At 69.8% G+C, this 26,390-nt stretch carries 25 protein-coding genes; 10 read left to right on the plus strand and 15 right to left on the minus strand.

What is annotated here, in order from left to right; genetic code table 11:
• Window positions 1-4: 4 nt before the first annotated feature.
• The 11 genes from ACIBQX_RS07495 to ACIBQX_RS07545 form a co-directional block, all read right to left on the minus strand.
• Window positions 5-967, minus strand: a complete 963-nt coding sequence (locus tag ACIBQX_RS07495; RefSeq protein WP_397001719.1) for a cyclase family protein — start codon at window positions 965-967, stop codon at window positions 5-7.
• A complete protein-coding gene (locus ACIBQX_RS07500) occupies window positions 954-1,736 on the minus strand; it encodes an IclR family transcriptional regulator (RefSeq protein ID WP_397001721.1) in 783 nt (260 codons plus the stop codon). Before ACIBQX_RS07500 ends, ACIBQX_RS07495 begins: the two co-directional genes overlap by 14 nt.
• 58 nt (window positions 1,737-1,794) lie before the next feature.
• A complete protein-coding gene (locus ACIBQX_RS07505) occupies window positions 1,795-2,865 on the minus strand; it encodes an extracellular solute-binding protein (protein ID WP_397001723.1) in 1,071 nt (356 codons plus the stop codon).
• A gap of 191 nt (window positions 2,866-3,056) precedes the next feature.
• A complete protein-coding gene (locus ACIBQX_RS07510) occupies window positions 3,057-4,181 on the minus strand; it encodes an ABC transporter ATP-binding protein (protein ID WP_397001725.1) in 1,125 nt (374 codons plus the stop codon).
• A gap of 7 nt (window positions 4,182-4,188) precedes the next feature.
• Window positions 4,189-5,010: an ABC transporter permease gene (locus tag ACIBQX_RS07515; RefSeq protein ID WP_397001727.1), complete on the minus strand. Its 822-nt coding sequence runs from the start codon at window positions 5,008-5,010 to the stop codon at window positions 4,189-4,191.
• Window positions 5,010-5,867, minus strand: coding sequence for an ABC transporter permease (locus ACIBQX_RS07520; RefSeq protein ID WP_397001729.1), 858 nt, complete (start codon window positions 5,865-5,867; stop codon window positions 5,010-5,012). Before ACIBQX_RS07520 ends, ACIBQX_RS07515 begins: the two co-directional genes overlap by 1 nt.
• Window positions 5,868-5,956: 89 nt before the next feature.
• Complete coding sequence (locus ACIBQX_RS07525) at window positions 5,957-6,742, minus strand: SDR family NAD(P)-dependent oxidoreductase (RefSeq protein ID WP_397001731.1); 786 nt, start codon at window positions 6,740-6,742, stop codon at window positions 5,957-5,959.
• 66 nt (window positions 6,743-6,808) lie between these two features.
• Window positions 6,809-7,597 carry an HpcH/HpaI aldolase/citrate lyase family protein gene (locus tag ACIBQX_RS07530; protein ID WP_397001733.1) on the minus strand — a complete coding sequence of 263 codons (789 nt, stop codon included), beginning with the start codon at window positions 7,595-7,597 and terminating at the stop codon, window positions 6,809-6,811.
• A complete protein-coding gene (locus ACIBQX_RS07535) occupies window positions 7,594-8,511 on the minus strand; it encodes a hypothetical protein (protein WP_397001735.1) in 918 nt (305 codons plus the stop codon). The genes ACIBQX_RS07530 and ACIBQX_RS07535 overlap by 4 nt, the downstream gene beginning before the upstream one ends.
• Before the next feature lie 20 nt (window positions 8,512-8,531).
• Window positions 8,532-9,467 (minus strand): 3-keto-5-aminohexanoate cleavage protein, encoded by a 936-nt coding sequence (locus ACIBQX_RS07540; protein ID WP_397001737.1) that lies wholly within the window; start codon window positions 9,465-9,467, stop codon window positions 8,532-8,534.
• Window positions 9,464-10,387, minus strand: coding sequence for a DUF6282 family protein (locus tag ACIBQX_RS07545; RefSeq protein WP_397001739.1), 924 nt, complete (start codon window positions 10,385-10,387; stop codon window positions 9,464-9,466). Before ACIBQX_RS07545 ends, ACIBQX_RS07540 begins: the two co-directional genes overlap by 4 nt.
• Window positions 10,388-10,596: 209 nt before the next feature.
• Here ACIBQX_RS07545 and ACIBQX_RS07550 point away from each other — a divergent pair, with 209 nt between their 5' ends.
• Window positions 10,597-12,642, plus strand: coding sequence for a nuclear transport factor 2 family protein (locus ACIBQX_RS07550; protein WP_397001741.1), 2,046 nt, complete (start codon window positions 10,597-10,599; stop codon window positions 12,640-12,642).
• Between the two features lie 76 nt (window positions 12,643-12,718).
• Here the strand turns inward: ACIBQX_RS07550 and ACIBQX_RS07555 are convergent, their stop codons facing one another.
• Window positions 12,719-13,885, minus strand: coding sequence for an ROK family protein (locus ACIBQX_RS07555; protein ID WP_397001743.1), 1,167 nt, complete (start codon window positions 13,883-13,885; stop codon window positions 12,719-12,721).
• Window positions 13,886-14,032: 147 nt separating this feature from the next.
• On the opposite strand from ACIBQX_RS07555, the gene ACIBQX_RS07560 reads away from it, so the two are divergent.
• From ACIBQX_RS07560 to ACIBQX_RS07585, 6 genes are read left to right on the plus strand one after another with little or no spacing between them, the layout of a single operon-like run.
• A complete protein-coding gene (locus ACIBQX_RS07560) occupies window positions 14,033-15,277 on the plus strand; it encodes a Gfo/Idh/MocA family protein (RefSeq protein ID WP_397001745.1) in 1,245 nt (414 codons plus the stop codon).
• Complete coding sequence (locus tag ACIBQX_RS07565) at window positions 15,274-16,878, plus strand: beta-N-acetylhexosaminidase (RefSeq protein WP_397001747.1); 1,605 nt, start codon at window positions 15,274-15,276, stop codon at window positions 16,876-16,878. The genes ACIBQX_RS07560 and ACIBQX_RS07565 overlap by 4 nt, the downstream gene beginning before the upstream one ends.
• Before the next feature lie 22 nt (window positions 16,879-16,900).
• On the plus strand, window positions 16,901-18,154 hold the full coding sequence (locus ACIBQX_RS07570; protein ID WP_397001749.1) for an ABC transporter substrate-binding protein: 1,254 nt from the start codon (window positions 16,901-16,903) through the stop codon (window positions 18,152-18,154).
• Window positions 18,155-18,157: 3 nt separating this feature from the next.
• Window positions 18,158-19,036: a carbohydrate ABC transporter permease gene (locus tag ACIBQX_RS07575; RefSeq protein ID WP_397001751.1), complete on the plus strand. Its 879-nt coding sequence runs from the start codon at window positions 18,158-18,160 to the stop codon at window positions 19,034-19,036.
• A gap of 5 nt (window positions 19,037-19,041) precedes the next feature.
• The gene (locus ACIBQX_RS07580; RefSeq protein WP_397001753.1) at window positions 19,042-19,857 is read left to right on the plus strand and encodes a carbohydrate ABC transporter permease; all 816 of its coding nucleotides are present in this window, start codon (window positions 19,042-19,044) and stop codon (window positions 19,855-19,857) included.
• A gap of 35 nt (window positions 19,858-19,892) precedes the next feature.
• Complete coding sequence (locus ACIBQX_RS07585) at window positions 19,893-21,686, plus strand: endonuclease/exonuclease/phosphatase family protein (protein ID WP_397001755.1); 1,794 nt, start codon at window positions 19,893-19,895, stop codon at window positions 21,684-21,686.
• 37 nt (window positions 21,687-21,723) lie between these two features.
• On the opposite strand, the gene ACIBQX_RS07590 is transcribed toward ACIBQX_RS07585, so the two are convergent.
• Complete coding sequence (locus ACIBQX_RS07590; RefSeq protein WP_397001757.1) at window positions 21,724-22,767, minus strand: amidohydrolase family protein; 1,044 nt, start codon at window positions 22,765-22,767, stop codon at window positions 21,724-21,726.
• 92 nt (window positions 22,768-22,859) lie between these two features.
• Between ACIBQX_RS07590 and ACIBQX_RS07595 the strand changes: the two genes are divergently transcribed.
• The gene (locus ACIBQX_RS07595) at window positions 22,860-23,594 is read left to right on the plus strand and encodes a TetR/AcrR family transcriptional regulator (RefSeq protein WP_397001759.1); all 735 of its coding nucleotides are present in this window, start codon (window positions 22,860-22,862) and stop codon (window positions 23,592-23,594) included.
• Between the two features lie 95 nt (window positions 23,595-23,689).
• The gene (locus ACIBQX_RS07600) at window positions 23,690-24,124 is read left to right on the plus strand and encodes a CBS domain-containing protein (RefSeq protein ID WP_397001761.1); all 435 of its coding nucleotides are present in this window, start codon (window positions 23,690-23,692) and stop codon (window positions 24,122-24,124) included.
• A gap of 90 nt (window positions 24,125-24,214) precedes the next feature.
• Here ACIBQX_RS07600 and ACIBQX_RS07605 read toward each other — a convergent pair whose 3' ends face one another.
• Both ACIBQX_RS07605 and ACIBQX_RS07610 read right to left on the minus strand, forming a co-directional pair.
• Window positions 24,215-24,586 carry a hypothetical protein gene (locus ACIBQX_RS07605; protein WP_397001762.1) on the minus strand — a complete coding sequence of 124 codons (372 nt, stop codon included), beginning with the start codon at window positions 24,584-24,586 and terminating at the stop codon, window positions 24,215-24,217.
• Between the two features lie 620 nt (window positions 24,587-25,206).
• On the minus strand, window positions 25,207-25,878 hold the full coding sequence (locus tag ACIBQX_RS07610) for an NADPH-dependent F420 reductase (protein ID WP_397001764.1): 672 nt from the start codon (window positions 25,876-25,878) through the stop codon (window positions 25,207-25,209).
• 80 nt (window positions 25,879-25,958) lie between these two features.
• On the opposite strand from ACIBQX_RS07610, the gene ACIBQX_RS07615 reads away from it, so the two are divergent.
• Window positions 25,959-26,288, plus strand: a complete 330-nt coding sequence (locus ACIBQX_RS07615) for a winged helix-turn-helix transcriptional regulator (protein ID WP_397001766.1) — start codon at window positions 25,959-25,961, stop codon at window positions 26,286-26,288.
• Window positions 26,289-26,390: the final 102 nt, after the last annotated feature.

Genomic DNA, 26,390 nt, shown 5'->3' on the forward strand with positions numbered 1-26,390 from the left:
ACCGCTACTTGAGGGCGAGGGCGTTCGGTGGCGAACCGACACCGCCGACGAGGTTCAGTGGCTTGCACGTCAGGAAGAACTCGTAGACCCCGTCGGCGGCGCAGTCGGCGGCGAGGTCGTCGAGCTTCCAGAGCTCGCCCATCGCCATGCCGAGCAGGGCGATGAGGGGCCGGTGCAGCATCCCGCTGTGATCCACGCCCCGCTCCGGGGGCCGGTCGCCGTCGGTGCGGAAATCGGACTCGATCACGGGGTCGGCCTCGACCGCCGGGTTGTCGCCCGCGACGAGCGCGATCTCGTGGTCCCAGAGCCAGCGCAGGACCGACTCCCGCTGGGCCAGCCCCGGGGACTTGTTGCGCTTGTTGAACTCGACGCGTTCCTCGACCGACTTCGCGACGTAGTTCTCGGCCCAGCCGGTGCGCAGCAGCAGCATGTCGCCGCCCTGCCAGGTGACGCCCTGCGAGCGCGCGATGGCGTCGAGCGTCACGTCGTCGAGCGCGATCGTCTGCTCGCAGTCGTACGGCCGGCCCTCCAGCGCGAAGAAGCGGGGGACGTCGAGCAGGACGCCGCGGCCGGCGATCCCCGACTCCGCCCAGTTGTGGATGCCGAGCGCCGTCGAGCCCTCGTTGTTGTCGGCCGCCGGGAGCCCGCCGTAGAAGCCGCGCTGCGGATGCCCGATGTGGCGCAGCGCGTCGAGTTGGGAGGTGGACTGCAGGTAGAACGAGTCGAGCCAGTCGTCGCGGTGGAACTCGTTGTTGGCGAAGACGTGGTGCTCGGTCCGATGCCTGGTGCCGGTCGGGTAGGGCTCGAAGGCGTTGATCGGGTAGTCGAGGTTGATCCGGCGGCCGGTGCGGATCAGGCGGGCCGCCGCCGCCACGCGCTCGGGGGTCAGGAGGTTGACGGTGCCCAGCTGATCGCCGGGTCCGAAGACGTCCCAGCTCGAACCGGCGATCTCGTCATAGCTCGGCAATACGTTTCCTCTCTTGGCCGCCGCCCAGTTCGTCGCTGAGCGTGGCGGCGATGCTAAGGAGCTTGGTGAGGGCCGGTGACCCGGGTGAGAGGTCGGCCATCTGGTCGGCGCCGAGCACCGCGACGGTGGCGCAGATGCCGTACTCGTCGTACACGGGCGCCGCCGCCGCGAAGAGGCCGTCGGGGTGGCTGGTGATGCTGTAGCCGTTGCGCCGGGCCATGAAGACCCCCGCCTCCAGCTCCGCCCGCCGGGCGTCCGAGACGCCCTCCGTGATCTGTTCGAACGCCTGCTCGTCCTTGCAGGCCAGGAAGACCCGCAACTGCGACGAGTTGAGGTCGAGTTGGGTGCCGGCGTGGACCGTCACGACGAGAGTGCGGCTGAGGTCCTCGTTGACGATGGCCACGACGGGTCCGCGTGCGCCCCAGACGCCGAGCACGGTCGTCATGCGGACGGCGGCGCTGAGCTCCGCCAGGTACGGCGGCGCGATCTCGACGACGCGCCGCCGGGCCAGGGCGTGTATCCCGAGCTGCACCATCAGGCCGCCCAGGACGAACGTGCCGCGGCGCTGCCCGCGCTCGAGTATGCCGGCCGTGACCAGCGAGGCGCAGTACCGGTACGCCGTCGTCCGGTTCAGTCCCAGTCGCTCCGCCACGTCGGCGGCCGTGAGTTCGGTCGTACGCGGACCGAAGAGCGCGCAGATCTGACCGACCCGCTGAACCGCCTGGATGTCGGAGCCGGAACCCTCGCCGGTCACGTCAATGTTCGCCATGACTGAATTCTAGTTCACATGGAGAACTGAATCGGGACGCGAGCCTGTGAGTCAACTCTCAGCCCACCAGCCAGTTGGTGAGCTTGGTCGTGACGTCGTCCCAGTGCTGGGCGTACCAGTCGATGTCCTGGACCACGGTCTTTCCGGTGTTCACCGGCCCGTACACCTCCACGAGCTTGCCGTTGGGGGTCAGCTTCGGCTTGGCCGTGAGGTTGACCGGCACGGTCCCGAGCATCTCGGAGATCTTCGCGACCGGCCCGGGCTGCACCAGCGACTGCAGGAAGTCCTGCGCGGTCGCCTTGTGCTTCGTGCCGAGCGGCACGGCGAGCGCGTTGACCGACACCACGGTCGTGTCCCAGACGATCTTGATGTTCTTCTTCTCCTCCAGCAGCGCGATCAGGCGCGAGTCGGACAGGAGGAACATGTCGACCTGGCCGGAGCTGGCCGCCTGCTGCAGCGCGCCCACGTTCGGCGCGAAGATGGTGTCCTGGCGGATGGTGGCCCACTTGTTCAGGGCGCGGTCGACGTCGAGCGGGTAGAGCTTGTCGGGCGCGACGCCCTCGGCGAGGAGCGGGTACTCCAGGATGCCGTTCTGCAGGTTGGTGATGACGCCCCGCTTGCCCGGGAACTTCGCCGTGTCGAAGAAGTCCTTGATCGTCCGTGGCGCCTTCGCCGGGTCAGGGAACTTGTCGGCGTTGTAGGCGAAAGGACTCGCGTTCGCGAAGTTGCCGACGTAGCACTCGCCGATCGCCTTGGAGACGAAGTCCGCGGCGTTCAGGCCGGGCAGGCTCAGCTTCTCGAACAGGGTTCCGCAGTGCTGCTTCGCCGCGGCGGGCGCCACCGAGACGATGTCCCACTGGACGACGCCGGACGTCACCTGCGCCTTCACCTGGGCCACGTCGGCCGGCGACGAGTTGACGAAGGTCACGTCGGGGTGCGCGGCGGTGTAGGGCTCCTGGAACGCCTTGATCTGCGCGTCCTGGCCGGAGCCGCCGTAGGAGACGTAGGTGAGCCGCTCCGCCCCGCCGGCCCCGTCCGAGCCCGCGTCGCCACCGGCTCCGCAGGCGGCGAGCAGCAACGCCGCCGCGGTGAGGCCGGCGCTCGCGAGGGCTGTTCTTGATCGAGCCATCTGTCTTACCTCTCATGGGGAGCTGCCGAGTCGGCCAGCCCTGCCGTTCGCCATACGACTATGTATCCCCGATATGTGAACATTACCGGACGCAAATGGATAGGTATAGGACTTATAGCCCTCATGTGTGTGGATAACGTGGTACGGGGTTCGCGATCCGAACTGACAGTGGGGTGTGGGAGGGGCCTCGGTCAGGCAGCGACGATCCGCTGCGCCTGCGGCCGCCACCACGCCACGATGTCGTCGCCGATGGCGTAGTCCCCCCGCAGCGGGCTGACGCGAGTACGGCCGGGCAGCCCGCGTTCGCCCATGGCGAGCAGCAGCGTGCGGTACGAGCCCATGTACTCGACGTCGCGCACGGTCGCCCGTACGGCGTTGGCGCCGGAGGGCACGTCGTCGCGGCCGCCGGCGACCTCGACGTCCTCGGGCCGCACCACGACCGCGCTGCTCGCGCGCACGCCGGGGTGGGCGGCGACGGTACCGGGGTCGACGACCCAGCTCTCACCGTCCCACGCGACGTTCTCATCGAGGGCGGCCCGCCCGAGCTCGAACACGTTGGAATCGCCGAGGAACCGCGCCGTGAACAGGGTCTCGGGCTCGGCGTACAGCTGCTGCGGCGTGCCGATCTGCTCAATGCGCCCGTTGTTGAACAGCGCGATGCGATCGGAGAGGTTCATGGCCTCCTCCTGGTCGTGCGTCACGAAGACGAACGTGGACCCGACCTCGCGATGGATCCGCCGGATCTCCGTCTGCAGGGCCGACCGCAGGTTGCGGTCGAGCGCGCCGAGCGGTTCGTCCAGGAGGAGCGCCTCCGGCTCGAAGACGATCGCGCGGGCCAGCGCGACCCGTTGCTGCTGCCCTCCGGAGAGCTGCGCGGGATGGTCGTCGTCGCGCCCGGTGAGCTGCACGAGCTCGAGCACCTCCGCGACCTTCCGGGCGATCTCCCGCTTCCCGACCCTGCGCTCACGTAGCGGATAGGCGACGTTCTGCGCGACGGTCAGGTGCGGGAACAGCGCGTAGTTCTGGAACAACATGCCGAGGTTGCGCCGGTGCGGCGGCACGTCGCTCACGTCGGTCCCGTTGAGCGCGATCGTGCCGGCGGTAAGCGTCTCGAAACCGGCGATGAGGTTCAAAGTGGTCGTCTTGCCCGAGCCGCTCGGCCCGAGGAGCGTCATGAACTCACCGGGCTCGATCGTCAGCGAGATGTCGTCGACCGCGGGAGCCGCGAGCCCGTAGTCCTTGGTGACGCGCTCCAGCCGGATCTCGGTGCCGCGCCTGGTCTCCGGCTCCACCGTGGTCTCACCTGTCATCGTCATGGCTCTCCTATCGGCGGCCGCCCCTGCCGCGAAGCAGCTGGGGCAGGAGGAAGATGATGGTCACGGCCACGACCATCAGGCTCGACGCCGCCGAGATCGTCGGGTCGATCTCGACGGTGACGCTGTTGTACATCTGCACGGGCATGGTCTGGAACAGCGGGGATCGCAGGAACAGCGCGAGGACGACCTCGTCGAACGAGACGATGAACGCGAAGATCGCGCCCGTCAGGATGCCGCGGCTGATCAGCGGCATCGTCACCCGGACGAACGCGCGCGCCGGTGAGGAGCCGAGCGACGCGGCGGCCCTCAGCAGTCGCGGGTCGAAGCCGCCGAGCGCGCCGGTGACGGAGACGAGCACGTACGGCACGGCGATCGCGGTGTGCGCGAGCACGTACCCGGGCACCGTCCCGGTGAGCTGCCAGCCGAGGAAGGTGATGTACACCGCGACCGCGACGACGATCGCCGGGGCGACGATCGGCACCATCAGCAACGTACGGACGAGCTGGGCGAATTTGCCCTCCAGCCGGGACAGCGCCACTGCGGCCGCGGTCCCCACCGTCGTGGCCAGCAACGCCGTGAGCGTGGCGACCAGGAACGAGTTGCCCAGGGAGTCCAGCCAGACCGGGTTGGTGAAGAAGTTCTCGTACAGGCGCCAGGTGAAGCCCTGCGGAGGGAACTGGAACGTCGTCGCGTCGCTGAAGCTCATCGGGATGACGAACAGCGTCGGCAGGATGAAGAAGACGACGACGAGCCCGCCGAACGCCTTGAGCCACCACGGGATCGGGTCGACCTTCGTGTACCGCCGGCGGGTGGTCGCGGGGCCGGTCATCAGCGGTCCTTCGGTCGGGCGGTCGCGACCACACCGATCGCGGACACGGTGCCACCCATCCGGTTCGCCCACGCGACGAGCACGAGCGTGACGACCAGCACGAGCATGCCGAGCGCTCCCGCGGCGGCGAAGTCGAGCAGGAGGGTGGTCCGCTGCGCGAGCAACTGGGCGACGAGCGACTCCTGCGGCGATCCGAGCAGCGCCGGGGTCACGTAGAACCCGAGGCTGAGGGTGAACACCAGGATCACGCCGGCCATCACCCCGCCGCGCGACAGCGGCCAGAAGACCTTCCAGAACGCCGCGGTCGGGGACGAGCCGAGCCCTCGCGCGGCGAGCAGCAGCCGCCGGTCGATGGAGCCGAGGGTGCTGAACAGCGGCAGCACCATGAACGGGAGCATCACCTGGGTCATCGCGATCGTCACGCCGGCGGTGCTGCCGTAGAGGACGACGTCGTCGGCCCCGAAGAAGGCGAACACGCTCTGCACCGGCCCGCCGTCCTGAAGGATGATGATCCACGCGAAGTTGCGCGCCATCACGGAGGTCCAGAAGGGGATCAGCACGATGACCAGGAGGATGCCGCGCGCCCGTGGGCTCACCCGGGTCATCAGGTACGCGTACGGATAGCCGATGAGCAGGGCGGCGGCCGTCACCGTCGCGGCGGTCATCGCCGTCCGCCCGAGCACCGTCAGGGTGACGCCGTCGGTGAAGAGGGCGCCGTAGTTCTCCAGCGTCCAGCCGGGGGTCGAGACGCTGCGGATCAGGGTGTCGGCCAGGGGCACCAGGAGAATCCCGGCCAGCAGGGCCAGCGCGGGTGCCAGTAAGGGCCAACTCGACCAGCTGATCTTGTTCGAGGACACTCTCGTCCCCTTCCAGCTTGTACGGCTCAGGCGGTCAGTAAAGCAAGCCATTGTTCATATCTCAATTACCGTGTCCGTATCGTGAACAATTAGGCGCTGTACCCGCCGTCGACCGGCAGGACGACCCCGTTGACCTGGCTCGCGCGATCGCTCAACAGCCATGCCGCGGCGTTGGCCACCTCGGTCGTCGTGCCGGCCTTCCGCAACGGGACCGAGGCGATCCGGCGCTCCACGGCCGCCGGATCGTCGTGCCGCCACTTGACGAACATCGGGGTCTCGGTAGGGCCGGGGGCGACGACGTTGACCCGGATGCCGAGCGGCCCGTTGTCGTGGGCCGCCGTGCGGGTGAAGCCGATGACCGCGTGCTTCGTCGCCTGGTACGCGCCGAGCCCCGTGTTGCCGCGGAATCCGCCCACGCTGCTCGTGTTGACGATCGACCCGCCCGTCTCACGCATCGCGCGGATCTCCTCGCGCAGGCACAGCCACGTGCCCTTGACGTTCACCGCCATGATCCGGTCGAAGTCCTCCTCCGACACCTCGTCGAGCGGGCCGTACTGGTTGATGCCGGCGTTGTTGAACGCGCCGTCGAGCCGGCCGAACCGGGCCAGCGTGTCGTCGACGAACCGCGCCACGTCGGCTCCGACGCTGACGTCCCCGGCGGTGTAGGCGACGTCGTGACCCGCCGCGGTGAGCTCCTCGGTGAGCGCGGCGAGGGTGTCCCGCGACCGCGCGGCGACCATGACGGAGGCGCCTTCCTCGGCGAAGACCCGGACGGAGTCGGCCCCGATGCCGGTGCTCCCGCCGACCACGAGAACGACCTTCCCGGCGAGCAGCCCGGTTCCGGGCGCCGTGTGCGCCCGTGCGTTGTCAGACAAGATGTCTCCCTCTCAGTTCTGGTTGTGCGGGGTGATACGTACGGCACTGTGACAGGCGCGCGGGACTCATCGGTCACCGCCTGCCGCCCGTCCCTCCCGCACGGCGGCCGCGGCGGCCGACCCGAGCAGGCCGGCGTCGTTGCCGAGCATCGTGAAGGCGTACCCCGCCTCGACGGCGGCCTGCGCCGACCTCCTCGTGGCCGCCCCCGCGTTGCCGATCGGCTTGCCGGCGGCGGTGCAGGCCTTGATCGCGGTGGTGATCAGCTCGACCACCCGTGGGTCGTCCTCCGCGGCGGCCTCGGAGGTGGACAGGTCGGCGGCGCCGACGAGCAGCGCGTCCACACCAGCCACCGCGGCGATCGCGCCCGCCGACCTGGCGGCCTGAGCGCTCTCGATCTGCGCGATCAGCACCACCTCCTCCTGGCCGAAGCGCAGGTACTCGGCACGGTCCAGCGCGCCCCACGCGCCGGCCCGGCTCGTCGCGCCCACTCCCCTGCCGCCCCGCGGCGGGAAGCGGACCGCCCGCACGGCCGCTTCCGCCTGGCCGACCGTGTCGACGTGCGGCAGCATGATCCCTTCCGCGCCGGCGTCCAGGACGCGCGGGGCGATGCCGCCGTCCAGCGCGGGGATCCGCACGATCGGGGCCATCCCCAGGTGGTTCGCGGTGCCGATCAGCCGGTACGTGGTTTCGAGGTTCATCGCGGAGTGTTCGAGGTCGATGACCACGAAGTCGAAACCGGCCAGCGCCAGCAACTCGACGCTCTCCATCACCGGCAGCTTCACCCAGGTGCCGAGAGCGGGTCCGCCGGGCCGGGCCAGCGCGGCCCGGAACCGGCTGGTGCGCGGCGTGCTCATCGGGCCGGATAGTCGGCCGCGTTGAGGACCCAGCCGGGACGGGCGGAGAAGTCCTGGCGCGGCGGCGAGAAGATGTCGATCAGTTGCTGGTGCGGGCCCACGCCCTGGGTCGTGTGGACGGTCGGCGGGGGGATGACGGTGATCGACGGTGTCCCGACCCGGCCGTGGTCCTCGGGCCGCCACTGCGTCGAGTCCGGGCCCCAGGGGTACTGGATGTGATGGACGAACTCCCCCTTGATCCCCAGGGAGAGCTGTTCGAAGTCGTCGTGGAAGTGCGGGGAGAGCTTGAGCGGGTCACGGGGGTCGGGCTCCTCGGCGAGGAAGTTCACCATGAGGTTCGTGGTGCGGAAGATCCGGCCGAACCGCCCCTCGGTGATCGGTGTCTCGGCGAGCCGGTAGACGCGCAGCCGGAAGCCGTCCACCGGGTCCGGCCACGGCACGAGCGGGGCGCAGCGGGGGTCGGGTTCGGCGTACGCCTCGGCGTTGAGCGCGGCGTCGCGCAGGTCGTCGGCGACGCAGGAGAACACCCGGATGACGGGCCCGTCGGTCAGCGCCTCGACGACGCTGTCGCCCGGCGGCACCACGACGAACGCCTCCTCGTTCACCTCCTGCTCCTCCTCACCGGCGGTGACCCGGATCGAGGCGCTGCCGGAGTAGAGCAGGACGGCGTACTCGTCGGGCTGGCCGTCGCGCGCGAAGCGATCGCCGGCGACGGCATCGGTCCACACGAGCACGGCGTTCTGGCCCCGCGCGACCCAGGTGCGGCTGCCGGCCGGGCTGACCACGGTGGGCGGGAGCTCGGGGAACTCCAGGTACTGCGCCTGTGCGATGGGGGTGGACGGATCGACCGCCGCCTTCGCGGCCGGAACGCTCGCCAGTTGGGACCGGAGGTCGTCCTTGGCGTACATCGTCATGTCGGTTCCTCTCGTAGCCGTTACAGGGTGATGTTGCGCGCGCCCTTGAGGGCCAGCATTCGCCGGACGTCGGCGGGAGTCGCGATCTCCTTGCCGAGGTCGGCGAGGGTCTCCCGGACCTTGCGCACCTGTTGTGCGTTGCCGGTCGCCTGCTCGCCCTTGCCGATGTAGAGGTTGTCCTCCAGCCCGACGCGTACGTGGCCGCCCAGCCATGCGCTGTGGGTGCAGAACCGCATCTGGTGGCGGCCCGCCGCGAAGGCGGAGAAGTGGTAGTCGTGGCCGAAGAGCTTGTCGGCGATGGCGACCATGTGGGTGAGGTTGGCGTGATCGGCCCCGATGCCGCCGAGGATCCCGAAGACGCCCTGGATGAGGAAGGGCGGCTTGGCGAGCCCCCGGTCGGCGAAGTGGGCGAGGGTGTACAGGTGCCCGATGTCGTAGCACTCGTACTCGAACCGGGTGCCGCCCTTGTCGCCCAGTTCCCGGAGCGCGTACTCGATCTGCTCGAAGGAGTTGACGAACGGGTGGCGGTAGGTGTTCTCGACGTAGGGCTTCTCCCACGGGTGTTTCCAGTGGGTCACCCGGTCGGCGATGCCGGAGTAGACGAAGTTCATCGACCCCATGTTGAGCGAGGCGAGTTCGGGGCTGAACCGGGTCGCGGCGGCGAGCCGTTCCTCGATCGTCATCGACGACGCCCCGCCGGTCGTGATGTTGATGACCGCGTCGCACCGGGCGGCGATCGGCGGGATGATCTCCTCGAACACCGCCGGTTCGAACGCCGGTCGGCCGTCCTCGCCGTGCCTGGCGTGCAGGTGGATGACGGCCGCCCCCGCCTCGGCCGCGGCGAGGGACTCCGCGACGATCTCCTCTGGCGTGACCGGGAGATGATCGCTCTGCGACGGCACGTGGACCGAGCCCGTCACCGCGGCACTGATGATCACGCGGTCGGCGGCGATCACGACGGCTTGTCCTCCAGGCCCAGCAGGAACGCGGGATTGGCGGCGATCATCTTGCGGATGTCCTTCTCGGCCACGCCGTGGTCGAGAAGCGCCCCGATGAGGTAGATGTAGCCGTCGACGGGCAGCGGGTTGCCCTTCTGGCCGAGGTCCGACGAGATGACGGTCCGCTCGGGGCCGACGCGGTCGATCCAGTCCAGCAGCTGCTGGATGGGCCACCCGATGGCGGTCACCTCTGGGTGGTACATGGCGATCTCGTGCTCGATGTAGGCGCCGAAGCGCAGCAGCTCCTCGATGTCGGCATCGGACGCGCCGACGATGAAGTCGGGATGCTGGACGAGCAGGCGCCGCACGCCCTTGCTCTCGGCGACCGAGAACAGTGCCTTCATCGACTCCGGGTCCAGGTGGCCGCCGGTGAGCAGCGCGCCTGTCTCGGCGACGATGTCGACGACCGCGGCCGTGTCCGCCGAGACCTCCCCGGACTCGTCGAAGATCGACTCTTCCTTCTCGAGCAGGTCGATCGCGGCGCTGGGAAAGTCTCCGCCGTGGCTGTGGTGGTCGATGTGCGGCCGGGCGGACACGGTGGGCGCCCATACGCAGCGTCCGCCCATCCGCAGGCTCATCGCCACGGCCGACGGGTTCATGCCGCCGACCTCGGTGTTGAGCGCGACCCCGCCGTAGACCGGCGTGGGGGCGTCCGCGAGCCAGGTGCTCATGGCGAGCAGGTCCATCACGGTGTTGTGGTGATGCGACTTGACGAGGATCGCGCGCATGCCGATACGCGCCGCGTCGTAGGACGCCTCGACGTGGTTCAACCGTCGCGGAAACGGACTCGGTCCCGAGTGGCAGTGCAGGTCCACGGCACCGGTCAGGACCTTCAGGACGGCCGGCGAGACGGGCCGGGCATCCTCGGCTGACAGCATGTATGAGCCTCCGTATAGTCCGGATTCTGAACGGAATGTTCATGATACGTAGGGCATCCACTCATGTCTACGCAGGGATCCGACCTTTTGCACTCACCGACCACTATGCGAAGTGATGGGTTGCATGGCGAACATACGGGTGCTTTGCTGAACCGACATCCCACGTCTCGAATTCCGCTGAACGATGGCCACGGACAGGAGATGAGAGTGTGAAACTTGCGATGGGAATGGCGACGGCGCTGCTCCTCGCAGCCGGTGTGGGCGTCAGCCCGCAGACGCCGCCGACGACGGTGACGGCGGCGTCCACGCCGGCGTCGCGGGCGATCGACACACTGGCCCGCGACCTCGAACGGGTCGAGTCAGTGCGCGAGGTCAAGGACTTACAGCGCACCTATACCCACCTGAGCCAGTTCGGGCAGTGGAACGCGATGGCGGCACTGTTCGCCGACGACGGCACGTTGCGGTGGGGCGACGAGACCGCGACCGGCCGCAAGGCGATCAAGGCCTGGCTCAAGAACGACGCCGGCGCGATGGACGGCACCAGGCCGGGCTCACTCCACACCGAGATCATCGACCAGCCGCTCGTGAACCTCTCCGTCGACGGCCGGACCGCCAAGGTCCGCTGGGACGGCATGCGCTTCCTGGGCGACGGCAAGGGGCGGGCCCGGATCGAAGGCGGGATCTACGAGAACGAGTACGTCCTCAAGGACAGGCACTGGCAGATCGCGACCCTCCGCTACCACCCCCAGTACGAAGGCGACTACGCCACCGGCTGGACCAACGTCGGCGGCGCGGACCTGCCCATCGTGCCGCCGCATTTCACCCTCGACGAGACCGGGGTGCCCAACCCGGAGCCGTCCGGTCCCGCCCCGCGCACCAGGGCGAGCGCGCGGGAGCTGGCGGACAGGATCGGCCGGCTGAACGACGAGGACACCGTCCGCAACCTCCAGAACGCCTACGGCTACTACGTCGATCGCAAGATGTGGACCGACGTGGTCGATCTGTTCTCCGCCGACGCCAGGTTCCGGATCGACGGCGTGGGCGTGTACCGGGGCCGCGATGGGGTGCGCCGGGCGATGGAGCGCATGGGGCCGGAAGGCCTCACCCACGGCCAGCTCAACGACCATCCGATCTTCGACCTGATCGTCGACGTACGGCCCGGCGGACGGGAAGCGATCACCCGCGGCATCCAGATCGGCATGCTGGGCGATGCCGACACCAAGAAGGGAGCCTGGGAGTTCGCCACGTTCCGCAACCGCTTCGTCAAGCAGGGCGAGCTGTGGAAACTGACGGAGGTGCACGTCCAGCCGCTGATCAGCGCCGACTACGCCGAGGGATGGGGCAACGGCGGCACCACTTCACGAGCGGACCGCGCCGTACCCGAGTTCCTCAAGACGCCGGCGCGGCAGGCGGTGACGACGGCGGCGCGGACGCACGACGCGCCGAGCCAGAACCTGACCGACCTCAAGCGCCGGCTCGACCGCTCGCACGCCTATGACGGGGCCGAGAACGTCTCCTCGGCCTACGGCTTCACCATCGACGACTTCCAGTGGCCGTGGATGGCGGGGATCTTCGCGGTCAACGGCAACAAGCAGTCACCGTTCGCCGGCTACTACTTCGGCCGCGACCGCATCCTGGGCGCGGTCAACGCATCCTGGGGAGGCCCCCTGCCACCGGACGCGCTGCGCGCCCGGATCTCCTTCCACTGGCTCACCCAACCCGTGATCATGGTGTCGCAGGACGGCCGGTCGGCGACCCTCCGCACGCGCCTGTTCCAGCCCCGCACGTCGAAGGACGGGGCGCCGGGCTTCTCCGGCCTGCACGGCGGCATGTACCACAACCAGGCGGTGCTGGAGAACGGCATCTGGCGGTTGTGGACCGTGACCATCGACGAGCACTACTACACCTCGCCCACCTGGGCGGGGGGCTGGGCATCGGCGGAAGACCCGCCGCCCGATGCGCCGAAGCCGCCGGACAGTCCGCTGCTGACCAGGTATCCACCGGACATCAAGCTCACCGAGCTGGGCGAACGTGAGGAAGGGTTCCGGGGCGGCACCGGCACCACGATCACCTGGCCCGGCATCCTGCCCATGTGGTTCCACTACCGCAACCCGGTCAGCGGGCGCACACCCGAGCGCTACTGGCCCGACTGCGTCCCGTGCGAGCTGCGGCCCGAGACGAGGATGACGGCGCACGGCTACCAGATGCCGCCGACCGGGCCATCCGTGGACGGGGTGGACGTGAACGCGAACTAGCCGGACGTCTCCGACGGCGCCTCTCCCGATCCGGATCGGGAGAGGCGCTTTTTTGCCGTGGGCCGAGCCGGCCTGGTCAGGCGAGGCGCTGGGGGGCGGTCGGGCGGGAGATCGAGCCTTCCGGTGAGAAGAACTGCTCGTCCACGTGGTTCAGCGCCAGGCAGGCGGCGCCCAGCGCGACGCATTCCTCGCCGAGCTTCGAGGGCCGGATCTCGGGGACGCGCAGGCAGTGGGGTTCGAGGGCGCGGCGGAGGGCCGGCAGCAGGACGTCGGCCGAGCGGGAGAAGCCGCCGCCCAGGACGACCAGCTCGGGGTCCAGGGTCAGGACCATGGCGGCGGTGCCGAGCGCGAGCTGGTGGGCGTAGCCGTCGACGGCGGCCAGCGCGCCGGGGTCGCCGGCGCGGGCGGCTCCGAAGACGAGCCCGGCGGCGTCCTCCGGCGGGGCGCCTTCTGCCGCGGGACAGTTCTCCAGCTCGCTCGCCATGGTGCGCCAGCCGGTGATGCCCATGTGGCCGACCTCCCCCGTGGCGCCGCTGAAGCCGTGGTGGAGATGGCCGTTGAGGATGAGCGCGGCGCCGGGCCGGCGGCCGATGTGCAGGTAGACCAGGTCGCGGACGCCTGCCGCGACGCCCAGCCGCTGTTCGGCCAGGGCGGCGAGCTTGCTGTCGTTCTCGATGGCGATCGGGCAGGACAGCGACTGCCCGAGCCGGCCGACGAGGTCGACGCCGGCCCAGTCGGGGAGTTCGTCGACCCAGGTGACCAGGCCTTCGCGGTTGACGACGCCGGTGCTTCCGGCGGCGACGCCCCACAGGTCGGGCGGGGTCAGACCGGAGGCGACGAGCGCGGCGTCGATGGCTCTGTGCACGGCGTCCAGCCGCTCGTCCCGGGTGGTGTGCCGGTTCACGGCGACCCGGCCGCTGGCGACGGTCCGGCCGGCGAGGTCGGTGACCATGGCGAGGACCTTGTGGATCCCTATGTCGATGCCGAGCACGTGCCCGGCGTCGGCACGGAAGCGGTAGCGCTTGGCGGGCCGGCCCATGCCGCCGGGGGTGGGCTCGACCTCGGCGATCCAGCCGCGTTCGTGCAGGTCGGTGACGACGTCCACCATGGAACCCCGCGACAGCCCGGTCGCCGCGGCCAGCTCGGTGAGCGTCAGTGGGCCGATCGCCGCGCGCAGGGCGCTGATGCTGCTGAGCGAGTTCAGCTGGCGCAGCCGCTGAAGGTCCCCACCACTGACCTGCACGGGATCACCTCTCACTATTGATGGACTCCTCATTATGTGCGCTCGGGACGATCTCCGCCAGCTGGATCGTCCAAGGGGATGGGGCTTGACTGCACGGTCGGATCTATGACTATCTAAGGACTCCAGAATAAGTCGAGGAGTTTGGCAATGACAGCGACCATAGCCATCGTCGGCGCGGGAGCCCGCGGCCTGATCTACGCCAGGGCCGCCGCGGCTGACGGCCGGGCGCGCGTCGTGGCCGTCGCGGACCCGGACCCGGCCAGGCGGGCCAGGCTGGCGGCCGAGCACGACCTGCCCGAACAGGCCTGCTACCCCGGATGGGCCGAGCTGGCCGCCGTGCCGAAGCTGGCCGACGCCGTGGTCATCGCCACCCAGGACCGGTTGCACGCCGACCCCGCCGTGGCCTTCGCCGAGCTGGGCTACGCCATCCTGCTGGAGAAGCCGATGGCTCCCAGCGAGCCGGAGGCGCGCAGGATCGTCGAGGCCGTCGAGCGCAACGGCGTCGTCTTCGCCGTGGGCCACGTGCTCCGCTACACCGCCTACACCAAGGTGCTCAAGGAGCTCGTGGACGGCGGCCGGTTGGGCACGATCTCCAGCGTCCAGCATCTGGAACCGGTGGGCTGGTGGCACATGGCCCACTCCTACGTGCGGGGCGCCTGGCGTGACACCGCCGAGTCGGGGCCGATGCTGCTGACCAAGTCCTGCCACGACATCGACTGGCTGCTCCACCTCATCGAGGACGAGCCGGTCGGCGTGGCGTCCTTCGGCTCGCTCACCCACTTCCGGCCGGAGAACCGGCCGGAGGGCGCGGGCGAACGCTGCGTGAGCTGCGCGGTCGAGCCCACCTGCCCCTACTCCGCCGAACGCTTCTACCTGGGCTGCCTCGGCGACCCGGCCCGGGAGTTCTGGCCGCTCGGCGCGGTCACCGCCGACGCCACCACGGCCGGTGTCACGCACGCGCTGGAGACCGGCCCGTACGGCCGCTGCGTCTACGACTGCGACAACGACGTGGTGGACCAGCAGGTCGTGATGCTGGAGTTCGCGCGGGGCGCGACCGCGTCGTTCACGATGACCGCCTTCACCCCGCTGGAGCACCGCAAGACCAGGATCTTCGGTACGCGCGGCTTCGCCGAGGGCGACGGCCGGCGGATCAGGCTCGTCGACTTCGTCACCGGCGCCGAGGAGACGATCGACACCGGGACGAGCACGGGCGCGTCGCTGGCCGACGGCCACGGCGGCGGTGACACGGGCCTCACCAAGGCCTTCATCGACGCCGTGGTGGCCGGCGATCAGGCGCCGCTCGGAGCCGGCGCGGCCGACGTCCTGGCCGGGCACCTCGTCGTGTGGGCCGCCGAGCGAGCCCGCGAGACCCGTACCGTGCAGGCGCTGTGACGACGATCCCGGCACCCTCCCGCCTGACGTCAGCCGAAGGGCGGTTCACCTTCACCGCCGCCACCCCGCTGGTCGCCGACCCGCCGCTGGTCAGGGCCGCGGCCTGGCTCCGCGAGACCCTCACCCCCGCCACCGGCCTGCCGCTGCCGGAGGGCCCCGGCGGGGTCGAGATCCGCCTCGCCGGCGAGCTCGGGCCCGAGGAGTACCGGCTCACCAGCACGGCGGAGTCGGTGCTGATCGAGGCCGCCGCCCCGGCCGGCGCCTTCTACGGGGCCCAGACGCTGCGCCAGCTCCTCGACCCGGCGGCGTTCCGGGCCGGCCGTACCGGGGACAGGACGTGGAGCGTTCCCGCCGTCGGCATCGCCGACGCGCCCCGGTACGGCTGGCGCGGCTGCCTGATCGACGTGGCCCGCCACTTCCTGCCCAAGCACGACCTGCTGCGGTACATCGACCTGCTGGCCACGCACAAGCTCAACGTGCTGCACCTGCACCTGACCGACGACCAGGGCTGGCGGCTGGAGATCAGGAAATATCCGAAGCTGACCGAGGTCGGCGCCTGGCGGCGCGAGTCGCCGCTGGGCGCCAGGCGGCATCGGCTGCGCGACGGGCGACCGCACGGCGGCTTCTACAGCCAGGAGGACATCAGGGAGATCGTCGCCTACGCGGCCGACAGATTCGTCACCGTCGTCCCGGAGGTCGACCTGCCCGGCCACACCCAGGCCGCCATCGCCGCCTACCCGGAGCTCGGCAACCTCGACGCCCCGCTGGACGTGGCCACGGAATGGGGCGTCAGCGAGAACGTGCTCAACGTCTCCGACGAGACGATCGCCTTCTTCACCGACGTCCTCGACGAGGTCCTGGAGCTCTTCCCCGGCGAGTACATCTGTGTCGGCGGCGACGAGGTCCCCAAGACCCAGTGGAACGAGAGCGTCCCCGCCAAGGAGCGCATCCTCGAACTCGGCCTGCGCGACGCCGACGAGCTGCAGAGCTGGCTGATGCGGCACTTCGCCGACTACCTGCTGGCCCGCGGGCGCAAGCCACTCGGCTGGGACGAGCTCATGGAGGGCGGCCTGCCGGCGGGAGTCACCGTCGCCGCCTGGCGGGGCGGCAAGTGCGCGGCGCTGGCCGCGCGGACCGGCCACGACGTGGTGGTGTCCCCCTTCGCCGAGACCTACCTGGACTTCCGCCAGGCCGAGGGCGATCAGGAGCCGGTGCCGATCGGCAGCGTGACCTCCCTGAGCGCGGTGCACGCCTTCGACCCCATCCCCGGCGGCCTCACCGAGGACGAGCGGGGCAGGATCCTCGGCGCCCAGGCGGCGCTGTGGACCGAGCACATCGACTCGCCCCGGCTGCTCGACTACATGGCCTTCCCCCGCCTGGCCGCGTTCGCCGAGGCGGTATGGAGCGGCGAGCGCGACTTCGAGGACTTCCTCACCCGGCTCGCCGTACACGAGAAGCGGCTCGACGCCCTGGGCGTGGAGTATCGCCCGGCCGCCGGCCCGCACCCCTGGCAGCGACGTCCCGACGCCCCCGGCCACCCACGGACCAGGGCCGAGATCGACGACAAGCTCGCCACCTGGACCGCGAACCTGCGGTTCTGAGACCCCCCACCTGGAGAGACCCATGCGTTTTCGCCTTCCCCTGGCCGGGCTGCTCGGCCTCGCCGTCCTCGCCGCGGGCTGCGGCACGTCCGGCGAATCCGGCCAGTCCGCCGAGTCCGGCAATGTCACCATCAGCTACGCCATCTGGGATAAGAACGACCAGGCCAGCGCCGAGAAGATCATCGCCGCTTTCCAGCAGGCCAACCCGAAGGTCACGGTCAAGCTGGAGATCACCCCGTGGGACCAGTACTGGACCAAGCTCCAGACGGCCGCGTCCGGCGGCGCGGCTCCGGACGTCTTCTGGATGAACAGCCTCAACGTCCGCATGTACGCCAAGGGCGGCGTCATCGCCCCGGTCGACGCGTCCAAGGCCGAGGGCCTGCCGGACGCGGTGGTCGACGGCTACCGCCACGACGGCAAGCTGTACGCGCTGCCGCACAACGTGAGCATCCCGGCGCTCTGGTACGACAAGAAGATCTTCGACGCGGCCGGGCTGGACTACCCGACGGCCGACTGGACCTGGGACGACGTCAAGGCCGCGGCCAAGAAGCTGACCGACCCGGCCAAGAAGCAGTTCGGCATCATGGCCCCGATGTGGGACCAGGGCGGCTTCTACCCCACGATGATCCAGGCCGGCGGCCACGTGCTCTCGCCCGACGGCAAGAAGAGCGGCTTCGACGACCCCGCCTCCATCCAGGGCCTGGAGTTCTGGACCGGCATGCTCAAGGACAAGGTCGCGCCCGTCGCCGAGGTCTACACCGACACCGACCCCATCCAGCTCTTCCAGTCCGGCAAGTACGGCATGTACTACGGCGGCGTCTGGTTCGCCTCCACCTTCTGGGCCAACCCCGAGATCCGCGAGCGGATCGACGTGGCCCCGCTGCCCGGGGGACCGGCGAAGGAAGCCGTCATCCTGCTCGGCCTGGCCAACGCCGTCTCGGCCAAGAGCGAGCATCCGGCGGAGTCGGCGGCGTTCGCCGAGTTCGTCGCCTCCGAGCCGGCCCAGAAGATCCTCAGCGACAGCGGCGGCGGCGCCCTCTCGCTGCGTCCGGGCACGCAGGACGGCTGGTTCAAGGCCTTCCCCTCCTTCCACCTGAAGGAGACGTACGACGCCTCGATGCCGCACGGCGTGCCGTACCCGGCGACGCTGAACACCGCGCAGTGGCAGGACGTGCAGAACAAGCTGCTCGCCGAGGCCTGGTCGGGCGAGCGCCCCGTGGCCGACGTCGCCAAGGAGATCGCGGCGCAGATGAACGAGATCCTGGCCAAGGAGTAACGAATGCTCTCCAAGCGCGAGTGGGCGTGGGGATACCTCCTCATCGCCCCGATGGCGCTGGGCCTGGCCGTCTTCTACCTGTGGCCCATCGCTCAGACGCTGTACCTCAGCTTCACCGAGTCGGGCGTCTTCGGCGGCCACACCTGGGTGGGGACGGCCAACTTCACCGACCTGCTCGGCGACGAGGAGATGCTCGGCGCGCTCGGCAACACCTTGCTCTACGCGGTGCTGGTGCTGGCGGGCGTGCCACTGGCCATCGTCGTGGCGGCGCTGCTGAACGTGCCGGGGCTGCGCGGCCTGAGCGTCTACCGGACGCTGTACTTCCTCCCGGTCGTCACCATGCCCGCCGCCGTGGGCCTGACCTGGCGCTACCTGTTCAACGGCGACTTCGGCGCGATCAACTACTTCCTCGGCACGCTGGGGATCGACGGGCCGTACTGGGTGGGAGATCCGGATTTCGCCCTTTACGCGATCGCGATCGTCGGGATCTGGAGCTCGATCGGCTACAACGCCGTACTGCTCCTGGCCGGGCTCCAGGGCATCCCGCGCCACTACTACGAGGCCGCCTCGATGGACGGCGCGGGCCGGCTGCGGCAGTTCTTCAGCATCACGCTCCCGCTGCTCACGCCGACCACGTTCTTCGTCGTCGTGATCACCATGATCAACGCCTTGCAGGTCTTCGACCTGGTCTATCTCATGATCGACCTGAAGAGCCCGGCGCTCGCCGGCAGCCGCACGATCGTCTACCTCTTCTTCGAGAAGGGCTTCGTGCAGAACCAGCGGGGGCTCGCCGCGGCGATCGCCGTGCTGTTGCTCGGGCTGATCCTCGTGCTGACCGCGATCCAGTTCAGGTTGCAGAAGAAGTGGGTGCACTATGAGTAGGCCCAATGAGTAGGCGCAGGACCTGGCCGGCCCACGTGGTGCTGGCCGGGGGCGCGCTGGTGATGCTCGCCCCCTTCGCCTGGCAGATCGTGGTCTCGCTGCAGACGCTGCCGGACTCGCTGCGGGTGCCGCCGAAGTTCACGCCCTCGTGGCAGTGGTCGAACTTCGCCGACGTCTTCCGCTCGGTGCCGCTGGCCAGGCAGTTCCTCAACACGGTCGTGGTCACCGTGGGCGTCACCGCCGGGCAGCTGCTGCTGTGCTCGCTGGCCGCCTTCGCCTTCGCCCGCCTGCGTTTTCCCGGCCGGGGCGCCATCTTCATGGTCTTCCTGGCCATGCTCATGGTCCCCGGCGAGCTGTTCCTCATCCCGCGCTACGAGATCATGCAGGGGCTCGGCTGGCTCAACACGCTGCAGGCGCTGATCGCGCCGGGCGTCTTCGGGGCCTTCGGCACGTTCCTGCTCAGGCAGTTCTTCCTCACCCTGCCCAAGGAACTGGACGAGGCCGCGCGCCTCGACGGGGCCAACCCGCTGCAGATCTACTGGCACATCATGCTGCCGCTGGTCAGGCCGGGGTTGCTGGCGCTGGGGCTGCTGACCGTCATGTGGTCGTGGAGCAGCCTGCTCTGGCCGCTGGTGGTCAACACCGATCCGGAGATGATGACCCTCTCCGCCGGGCTCGCCTCGCTCCGCGGGCAGTTCCAGACCGACTTCCCGATCCTGTTCGCCGGGACGGTCGTCGCCACGCTGCCCGTGATCGTGCTTTTCGCGTTCATGCAACGGCAGCTCATCGCCGGCATCGCCTTCACCGGCTCCAAGGGCTGACCGCAGTTCTCCGAGAATCCATGAAAGGACAGCTCATGCGCAGATTGATTCCCCCCTTGGCCGTCGCCCTGGCCTTAGCCGGGCTGCTGGCTCCGGCGCCCCCGGCCGCGGCCGAACACCTGGCCCAGTCGCCCCAGCACCGGATGGAATGCGACTCGGACCAGGGCGGTCGCACCTGCACGGTGGTGTGGACCGGACGGCCGAGACCGAACCGGGTGGAGGAGTTCACCGCCACCGTCAGGAGCGGTGACCAGGTGTGGGCGAGGGAGACCCTCTACAGCAGTACGGGGAGCGCCCGAACCCGTCCCTTCGTGCTGCCCGAGCAGCAGGTGACGGTCGACGCCACCGTCAAGTCCCTGCCGAAGGACCACGTGGGCACACCGCTGCGGCTGATGACGTGGAACCTCTACGTCGGCGGCACGATCAACGGCCAGGAGAAGACCGGCGAGAACCTCCAGCAGATGATCGAGTACCTCAACGAGGTCGATCCGGACGTCCTGTTCGTGATAGAGGGGTACGGATCCGGCACGAAGATCCTTGACGGGCTGAACGCCGGGCGGCCGGCGAACAAGCGGTTCTCCGGCGTGCGGCTCACCACGCCGGAGGACTACAGCGTCAACGGCGACAACCTCTGGCTGTACACGAAGCTCAAGGTCGAGAAGGTCTACCCGCGATACGCCGACGCGGACATCTCCTCGTTCAACCTCGGCGGCGCCCGGCTGGGCCTGCCGAACGGCGAGCACGTCCACGCGTTCAGCATGTGGACCTGGCACGACCTGTCCGCCAACTGGGACGGCCACGAGGCGGCCGTGCAGAACCTCTACGGCATGCCCCGGACGAAGACCGACCAGCAGCTCCTCGAGGACGACCACTACCGTCGCGTCGCCATGGGCAAGGCCATCCTGGACAAGGCGCTGCCGTCCTTCATCGGCGATGACGACGCCCCCGTGCTCATGGGCGGGGACCTGAACGCCTGGTCCCATCTGGACTGGACCGAGCAGTTCGCGAACGCGCGCGGGCACGCGGGCATGGTGCTGCCGTGGCCGCTCACCAAGATGTACACCGACGCGGGCTTCACCGACACCTTCCGCCACGCCAACCCCAACGCCGGGCGCTACCCCGGCCGCACCTGGAGCACGCTCAGCGGCTTCCGCTCGGCGCCCGCCCGCATCGACTACGTCTTCGCGCGCGGCGAGGAGGTCCGTGTGCTCGGCTCCCGCACCGACGACCGCCGTCTCCCCCGCCACCGCGACAGCTGGCTCGACCGGCCCTACCCGTTCTACTCCGACCACGGCTCGGTCATCACCGACGTGGTGATCCGCGGCAAGGGCACCGGCCCTGACCGGCCGATCGTCGCCGACGAGCCCGAGCACGCCCCCGGGGTGTGGCCCGCGACCCCGGCCGGCACCCCGGTGCCCCCGGCCGAGCTCAGCGCGACGGCGAGCACCTACAAGCCCGGCGCGGGTGACCCGGGCCGCGCGGTCGACGGCGACCTCACGACCGACTTCCACTCCAACTACCCCGAGGTCCCGGCGCAGCCGCACTTCATCACGGTCGACCTCGGGCGGGTCAGGGAGCTGTCCGCGGTGCGCTTCCAGCCCAAGCTGCGCTACGACATGAACGGCACCATCCTCGAGGGCGTGGTGCAGGCCAGCGACGACGGCACGGCGTTCAGGGACGTCGAGCGGGTCGAGTGGCCGAGGATGACGGCGCCGAACGACGTCGACCTGCGGGGCGTCTCGGCCAGATACCTCAGGCTACGGGTCGACTACGGCATGGGCGGGGCCTCCGCCCTGGCCGAGATCATTCCGTACGAGATCTCCCGATGACGATCGCCGCCGGCCCTTCCGGGGGCCGGCGGCTTCCTCACCGCCGAGGGTCGCGACCCGCCGCGACGTGCCCGGTCAGCCGCTCCCAGTTGCCGGACCCGATGGCGGCCTTCTCCTCCTCGGTGAACGGCGCTCGCTCCAGGAACGACCGCGCGACCCCGCCGCTCGTGTCGAGGAACGGGAAGCCGCCTGGCCGGGTCCCGAAGGTGTACGGGTAGTCGGTCGAATACAGCATGCGTTCGGTCCCGACGACCTCCGCCGTCCACCGCAGGTAGCGCTCGCTCACCGTGCCGCTGCCCGCCACCCAGAAGTTCTGCCGGAAGTAGTCGGCGAGGGGCCGGTCCAGCTTGGCGTTGTGCGCCATGATCCCCGTGTGGTCGAGATAGAAGAGGACGACCTCGCCCCAGTGCCCGGCGATCACCTGCAGCTCGGGATGGCGGTCGAACACGCCGGAGAAGATCATCCGCAGATACTGGATGCCCAGGTCGTAATACCAGCCCAGCCCCGCGGTGGCCAGCCCCATGCCGACGCCGCCCAACCCTGAGTAGTACGCGTCCAGGACCGGCTGCACGGGGGTCTGCGGGTGGAAGTGCAGCGGCACCCGGAGTCGCGCGGCGGCCGCGTACAGGTCGTCGAACTCCGGCGCGTCGGCCAGTTTGTCGCCTGTGCGGCCGTACAGCATCGCGCCACGGAAGCCGAGCCGCGTCACCGCGCGCTCCAGCTCCGCCACGGCGGCTTCGGGCTCCGGAGTCGGGATGGCCGCCAGCGCCTGGAACCGGTCCGGGTGAGCGGCGACCACCTCGGCGAGCGCGTCGTTGGCCTCGCGGGCGACGCTCACGGCGACGGCCGCCGGGAGGTTCTGCACGCCCGGTGAGGCCAGAGACAGCACCGCGACGTCCAGGCCCTGATCGTCCATGTCGGCCAGGCGCTGCTCACCGACGTCGCGCAGCCGCCGCGCGAACGGCTCGTCACCGAAACCGAGCTGCGGGACCTGCCGCACTCCCGCCCGTGCCCAGGCATCAAGGAGCACGGGCAGCACCACGTGTTCCTCAAGACCGACGATGCGCATTCTCTCTGACATCTCGTGCTCCTTCTTCACCGATTTCCACTGACAACGCGGTGACGTTATCATCGATACTATCAATGGTCCACTTTTTGTCGTATCATTGATTCATGGCCCGGGGAACAGAGGACGACGTAACGTCAGAGGCCGCGACCGGCGGGCGTGAGCTCATCCGCCGGCGCGTGATCGAGGCCGCCGCGGACCTGCTCGCGCGGGAGGGCCGCGACGCGGTCACCACCCGCGCGGTCGCGGCGGCGGCCGGAGTACAGCCTCCGGCCATCTATCGGCACTTCGCCGACATGGACGGGCTGCTCGAAGCGGTGGCCGAGCACGGCTACACCACCTTCCTCGCGGCCAAACACCTCGCGCCCGAAGCCGACGACCCGATCGAGGACCTGCGCGCCGGCTGGGACCTGGCCGTCGAGTTCGGACTGTCCAACCCCGCGCTGTACGCGCTGATGTACGGCGAGCCCAGGCGCGGCACCACGTCGGCCGCGTTCCAGGCCGGCATGCGGATCCTGGTGGGACGCATCCACCGCCTCGCCGCCGGCGGCTGGCTCCGCGTCGACGAACGCCTCGCGGCGGCCCTGATCCACGCGACGGCGCGCGGCGCGGTGCTCACCTGGCTGTCGCTGCCCGAGGACCAGCGCGACCCGGCCCTGCTGACCGCCATGCGGGAGTCGATGGTCACCGCCGTCACCAACGACAAGCCCGCCGTGCGCGACGCGGGCCCCGCCGGCGCGGCCCGCGCCCTGCTCGCCACCCTGCCCGAGCAGACCGCGCTGACCAGTGGCGAGCGGCACCTGCTCAGCGAATGGCTCGACCGCCTCGCCGCCGACGGGTAGCTTGACGACCCCGCGAGGCGTACGTCGCATAACGGCCATCGGCTGGGTAGAGGACCCCGGACATGTCCAGCAGTCCTTTTCTGGGGGAGGCGGAGATGAGCACAGCAGGGGCCGGAAAGAAGGTTCAGGATGTGATGCACCAAGGCGCGGAGTGCATCGGCGAGCACGACAGCCTGCGCACCGCATCGCAGATGATGCGCGATCTGTCGGTCGGCGCGCTGCCGATCTGCGGTGACGACGACCGGCTGAAGGGCATCATCACCGACCGCGACATCGTGATCAAGTGCTGCGCCGAAGGCAAGGACCTCGACAGCACCACGGCGAGCGAGCTGGCCCGCGGGCTGGTGTGGGTCGAGGCGGACCACAGCGTCGAAGAGGCGCTGGAGAAGATGGAGCAGCACCAGATCAAGCGGCTGCCCGTGATCCAGAACCACCGGATCGTCGGCATGATCACCGAGGCCGACCTGGCCAAGGAACTGCCCGACAGCAAGCTCGCCGAGTTCGTGCACCGCATCTACGCGGGTGCCTGACGTTCCGGGGGGCGAGCCGCGCTTTTCGCGACTCGCCCCTGGTCACGGTACGGCGGCCGAGCGCGCCGCGTCCTTTCGTGGACGTGCTGATCAGCGGCGCCAGGACCAGACCACCAGCCAGACGCTCAGCCCGAACAGCGCCATGCCGAGCGGCACGTGCGCCGCCACCGCGCCGGACCCGCCCAGCATCGACTGCACCAGCCCGAGCAGCAGCACCGCCAAGCTGACCAGCGCGGGCCAGCCCGCGCCCCGCCCCGGCCGCCACAGCAGCACGGCCACCACGAGCTGCGCCAGCCCAAGCAGGAGGACGGCCCCCGCGCCCACCCCATGCAGGCCGCCCGTCGCGCCGCTCAACAACTGCCCGGCCGTCACCGCCTGCACGAGCACCGCCACCATGTAGAGCAGTGCGACCGCCTTGAACGCGGTCAGGTATCCGCTTGCCCTGGCAACCTGGGTGACCACTGGACTCTCCTTCGATCGGTGAGCTCCAGGATCTTGTGCCACCGGCCGGCCGGCATCCGCCGCTGGTCGTCCTCCGCACTACACCTCAGGTCGTACGCCCGGCGGAAACCGGCGCTTGACCCTGCCGTCCGTGCCGTCGTGCCGCGTGCGGCCCGTCGTGGATTCAGTCACGAGACCGATGGACGACCTCCTTCGAGGACCGCCCGGGATAGACGAGGATGAGGTGCCGCTCGGCGGGGAGCATTCGGCCACCTCCTGCCAGCCCTTGAGTCGCAGCGGAGGAGCCTTGTCGAAGGCCTTGACGGTCACGCCCGGTAAGGAAGGCGCGGGCCCTCCTCGCCGCCGAGCAGCCCGGCCAGCAGCACGACCACGACCACCGCGGGGCCGGAGCGGCATCGGCGGACTGCTGACCAGGCTTGGGTGAGAATGCGATGACCTTACCGGCCGTTGGGCGCACAGCTACCTCACTGATGCAGCCGTAGGGCCCGCGACAGCAGGACCCTGGCGGCCCGGCACGTGTTCTCATCTACGCCGAGGGTCCTGGACAGCGTTGCTGAAGGTGAGCTCAAGCCGTAGCAGGGTCGACGTCCGCTTACGCCGGTGCGCCAGGTGCCGGATGTTCAGTTTGCGGGGTGGGTGCCGGAGCCTGCGAGGGGCGGCAGGACCGCCTGGGCGTCGGCTCCGGTGATCCAGAGGCCGATCATGAACGCCGCCGTCGCCTCCAGGAGTTTCGCCCTGTCGAGGCCACCGCCGTGGACCGGTGTGCAGCCCAGGTCGGTGACCAGTGTGCGGGCCGTCGCGAGCGCGCGCTCGTCATCCCCGCACAGAGGTACGGCCAGCGGGCGGCCGTCGAAGACCGGCGGTGTCATCCGCCACACGTCGACGTGGCACAGGTTGAAGGCTTTCACCACCCGTCCGCCCGTGGAGTCGGCGATCAGCTCGGCTAGTGAGCGCGTCACGTCATAGGCGCCAGGCCCGACCGCGTTGGTCACATCGATCACCGGCTTGCCGCGCATCGCCGGGCCCGCCGCCCGTAGCACGTCGTGCAGGCCGGCTTCCAGGACGGCCACCATCACCACCTCGCCGTACTCGGCGGCCTCCGCCCACGTTCCCGCACGCGCGACGCCAGGCGCGGTGGTGCCAGGCCGGTGGGCGGCAGTCGTCATCTTCTCCGCCAGGGCGGCGCTCGCCACCGGGTTCCTGCCGCTGACCATGATGTCGTGGCCCGCCCTGAGCCACTGGGTGCCGAGGGCGTCGGCCATGGTGCCCGCGCCCAGAATGCCGATCCGCATGTTCGTCCTCCACGTGTTAGTACTCGTACGAAGACTGTAGGAATGTCGTCACGCACCATCCGGTGCCTAACGGAGGACCCGTGTTTCTCGCCGACTGTCAGGCCAGGCTCGCCTTCGACCTGATCTCCCACACCTGGAACGCGGTCGTCATCTGGTCGCTGCGCCACGGCCCCCGGCGCCCCGGCGACCTGCGCGCGCAGATCGGCGGCATCAGCCCCAAGGTCCTGACGGAGACCCTGCGCCGCCTGGAGTCCAACGGGCTGGTGGCGCGGCAGGCGTACGCGGAGGCGCCGCCACGTGTGGAGTACGAACTGACGGACCTGGGCCGGACGCTGCTGGGCCCGATCGGGGCCCTGGGCGAGTGGGCCTTCGACCACGCCGACGAGGTCCTGACCGCCCAGGACCGGTAGCCGGGCCACGACGCCCGGAGGCCGCGAAGGATGAAGGCCCATGAGGCCGCTGTCGGGGGCTTGTCGAAGCGAAGGCCGGGGGCCACCCGCCAGGAAGGACAG

It is taken from the genome of Nonomuraea sp. NPDC049714 (genome assembly GCF_044465295.1).
Lineage (GTDB): Bacteria > Actinomycetota > Actinomycetes > Streptosporangiales > Streptosporangiaceae > Nonomuraea.

Coding starts and splice junctions, on each gene's coding strand:
- ACIBQX_RS07595 (WP_397001759.1), top strand. CDS start 22,860: ATGGCCCGGGGAACAGAGGACGACGTAACGTCAGAGGCCGCGACCGGC.
- ACIBQX_RS07610 (WP_397001764.1), bottom strand. CDS start 25,878: ATGCGGATCGGCATTCTGGGCGCGGGCACCATGGCCGACGCCCTCGGC.
- ACIBQX_RS07500 (WP_397001721.1), bottom strand. CDS start 1,736: ATGGCGAACATTGACGTGACCGGCGAGGGTTCCGGCTCCGACATCCAG.
- ACIBQX_RS07585 (WP_397001755.1), top strand. CDS start 19,893: ATGCGCAGATTGATTCCCCCCTTGGCCGTCGCCCTGGCCTTAGCCGGG.
- ACIBQX_RS07510 (WP_397001725.1), bottom strand. CDS start 4,181: ATGACGATGACAGGTGAGACCACGGTGGAGCCGGAGACCAGGCGCGGC.
- ACIBQX_RS07515 (WP_397001727.1), bottom strand. CDS start 5,010: ATGACCGGCCCCGCGACCACCCGCCGGCGGTACACGAAGGTCGACCCG.
- ACIBQX_RS07580 (WP_397001753.1), top strand. CDS start 19,042: ATGAGTAGGCGCAGGACCTGGCCGGCCCACGTGGTGCTGGCCGGGGGC.
- ACIBQX_RS07560 (WP_397001745.1), top strand. CDS start 14,033: ATGACAGCGACCATAGCCATCGTCGGCGCGGGAGCCCGCGGCCTGATC.
- ACIBQX_RS07505 (WP_397001723.1), bottom strand. CDS start 2,865: ATGGCTCGATCAAGAACAGCCCTCGCGAGCGCCGGCCTCACCGCGGCG.
- ACIBQX_RS07590 (WP_397001757.1), bottom strand. CDS start 22,767: ATGTCAGAGAGAATGCGCATCGTCGGTCTTGAGGAACACGTGGTGCTG.
- ACIBQX_RS07570 (WP_397001749.1), top strand. CDS start 16,901: ATGCGTTTTCGCCTTCCCCTGGCCGGGCTGCTCGGCCTCGCCGTCCTC.
- ACIBQX_RS07600 (WP_397001761.1), top strand. CDS start 23,690: ATGAGCACAGCAGGGGCCGGAAAGAAGGTTCAGGATGTGATGCACCAA.
- ACIBQX_RS07530 (WP_397001733.1), bottom strand. CDS start 7,597: ATGAGCACGCCGCGCACCAGCCGGTTCCGGGCCGCGCTGGCCCGGCCC.
- ACIBQX_RS07575 (WP_397001751.1), top strand. CDS start 18,158: ATGCTCTCCAAGCGCGAGTGGGCGTGGGGATACCTCCTCATCGCCCCG.
- ACIBQX_RS07545 (WP_397001739.1), bottom strand. CDS start 10,387: ATGCTGTCAGCCGAGGATGCCCGGCCCGTCTCGCCGGCCGTCCTGAAG.
- ACIBQX_RS07535 (WP_397001735.1), bottom strand. CDS start 8,511: ATGACGATGTACGCCAAGGACGACCTCCGGTCCCAACTGGCGAGCGTT.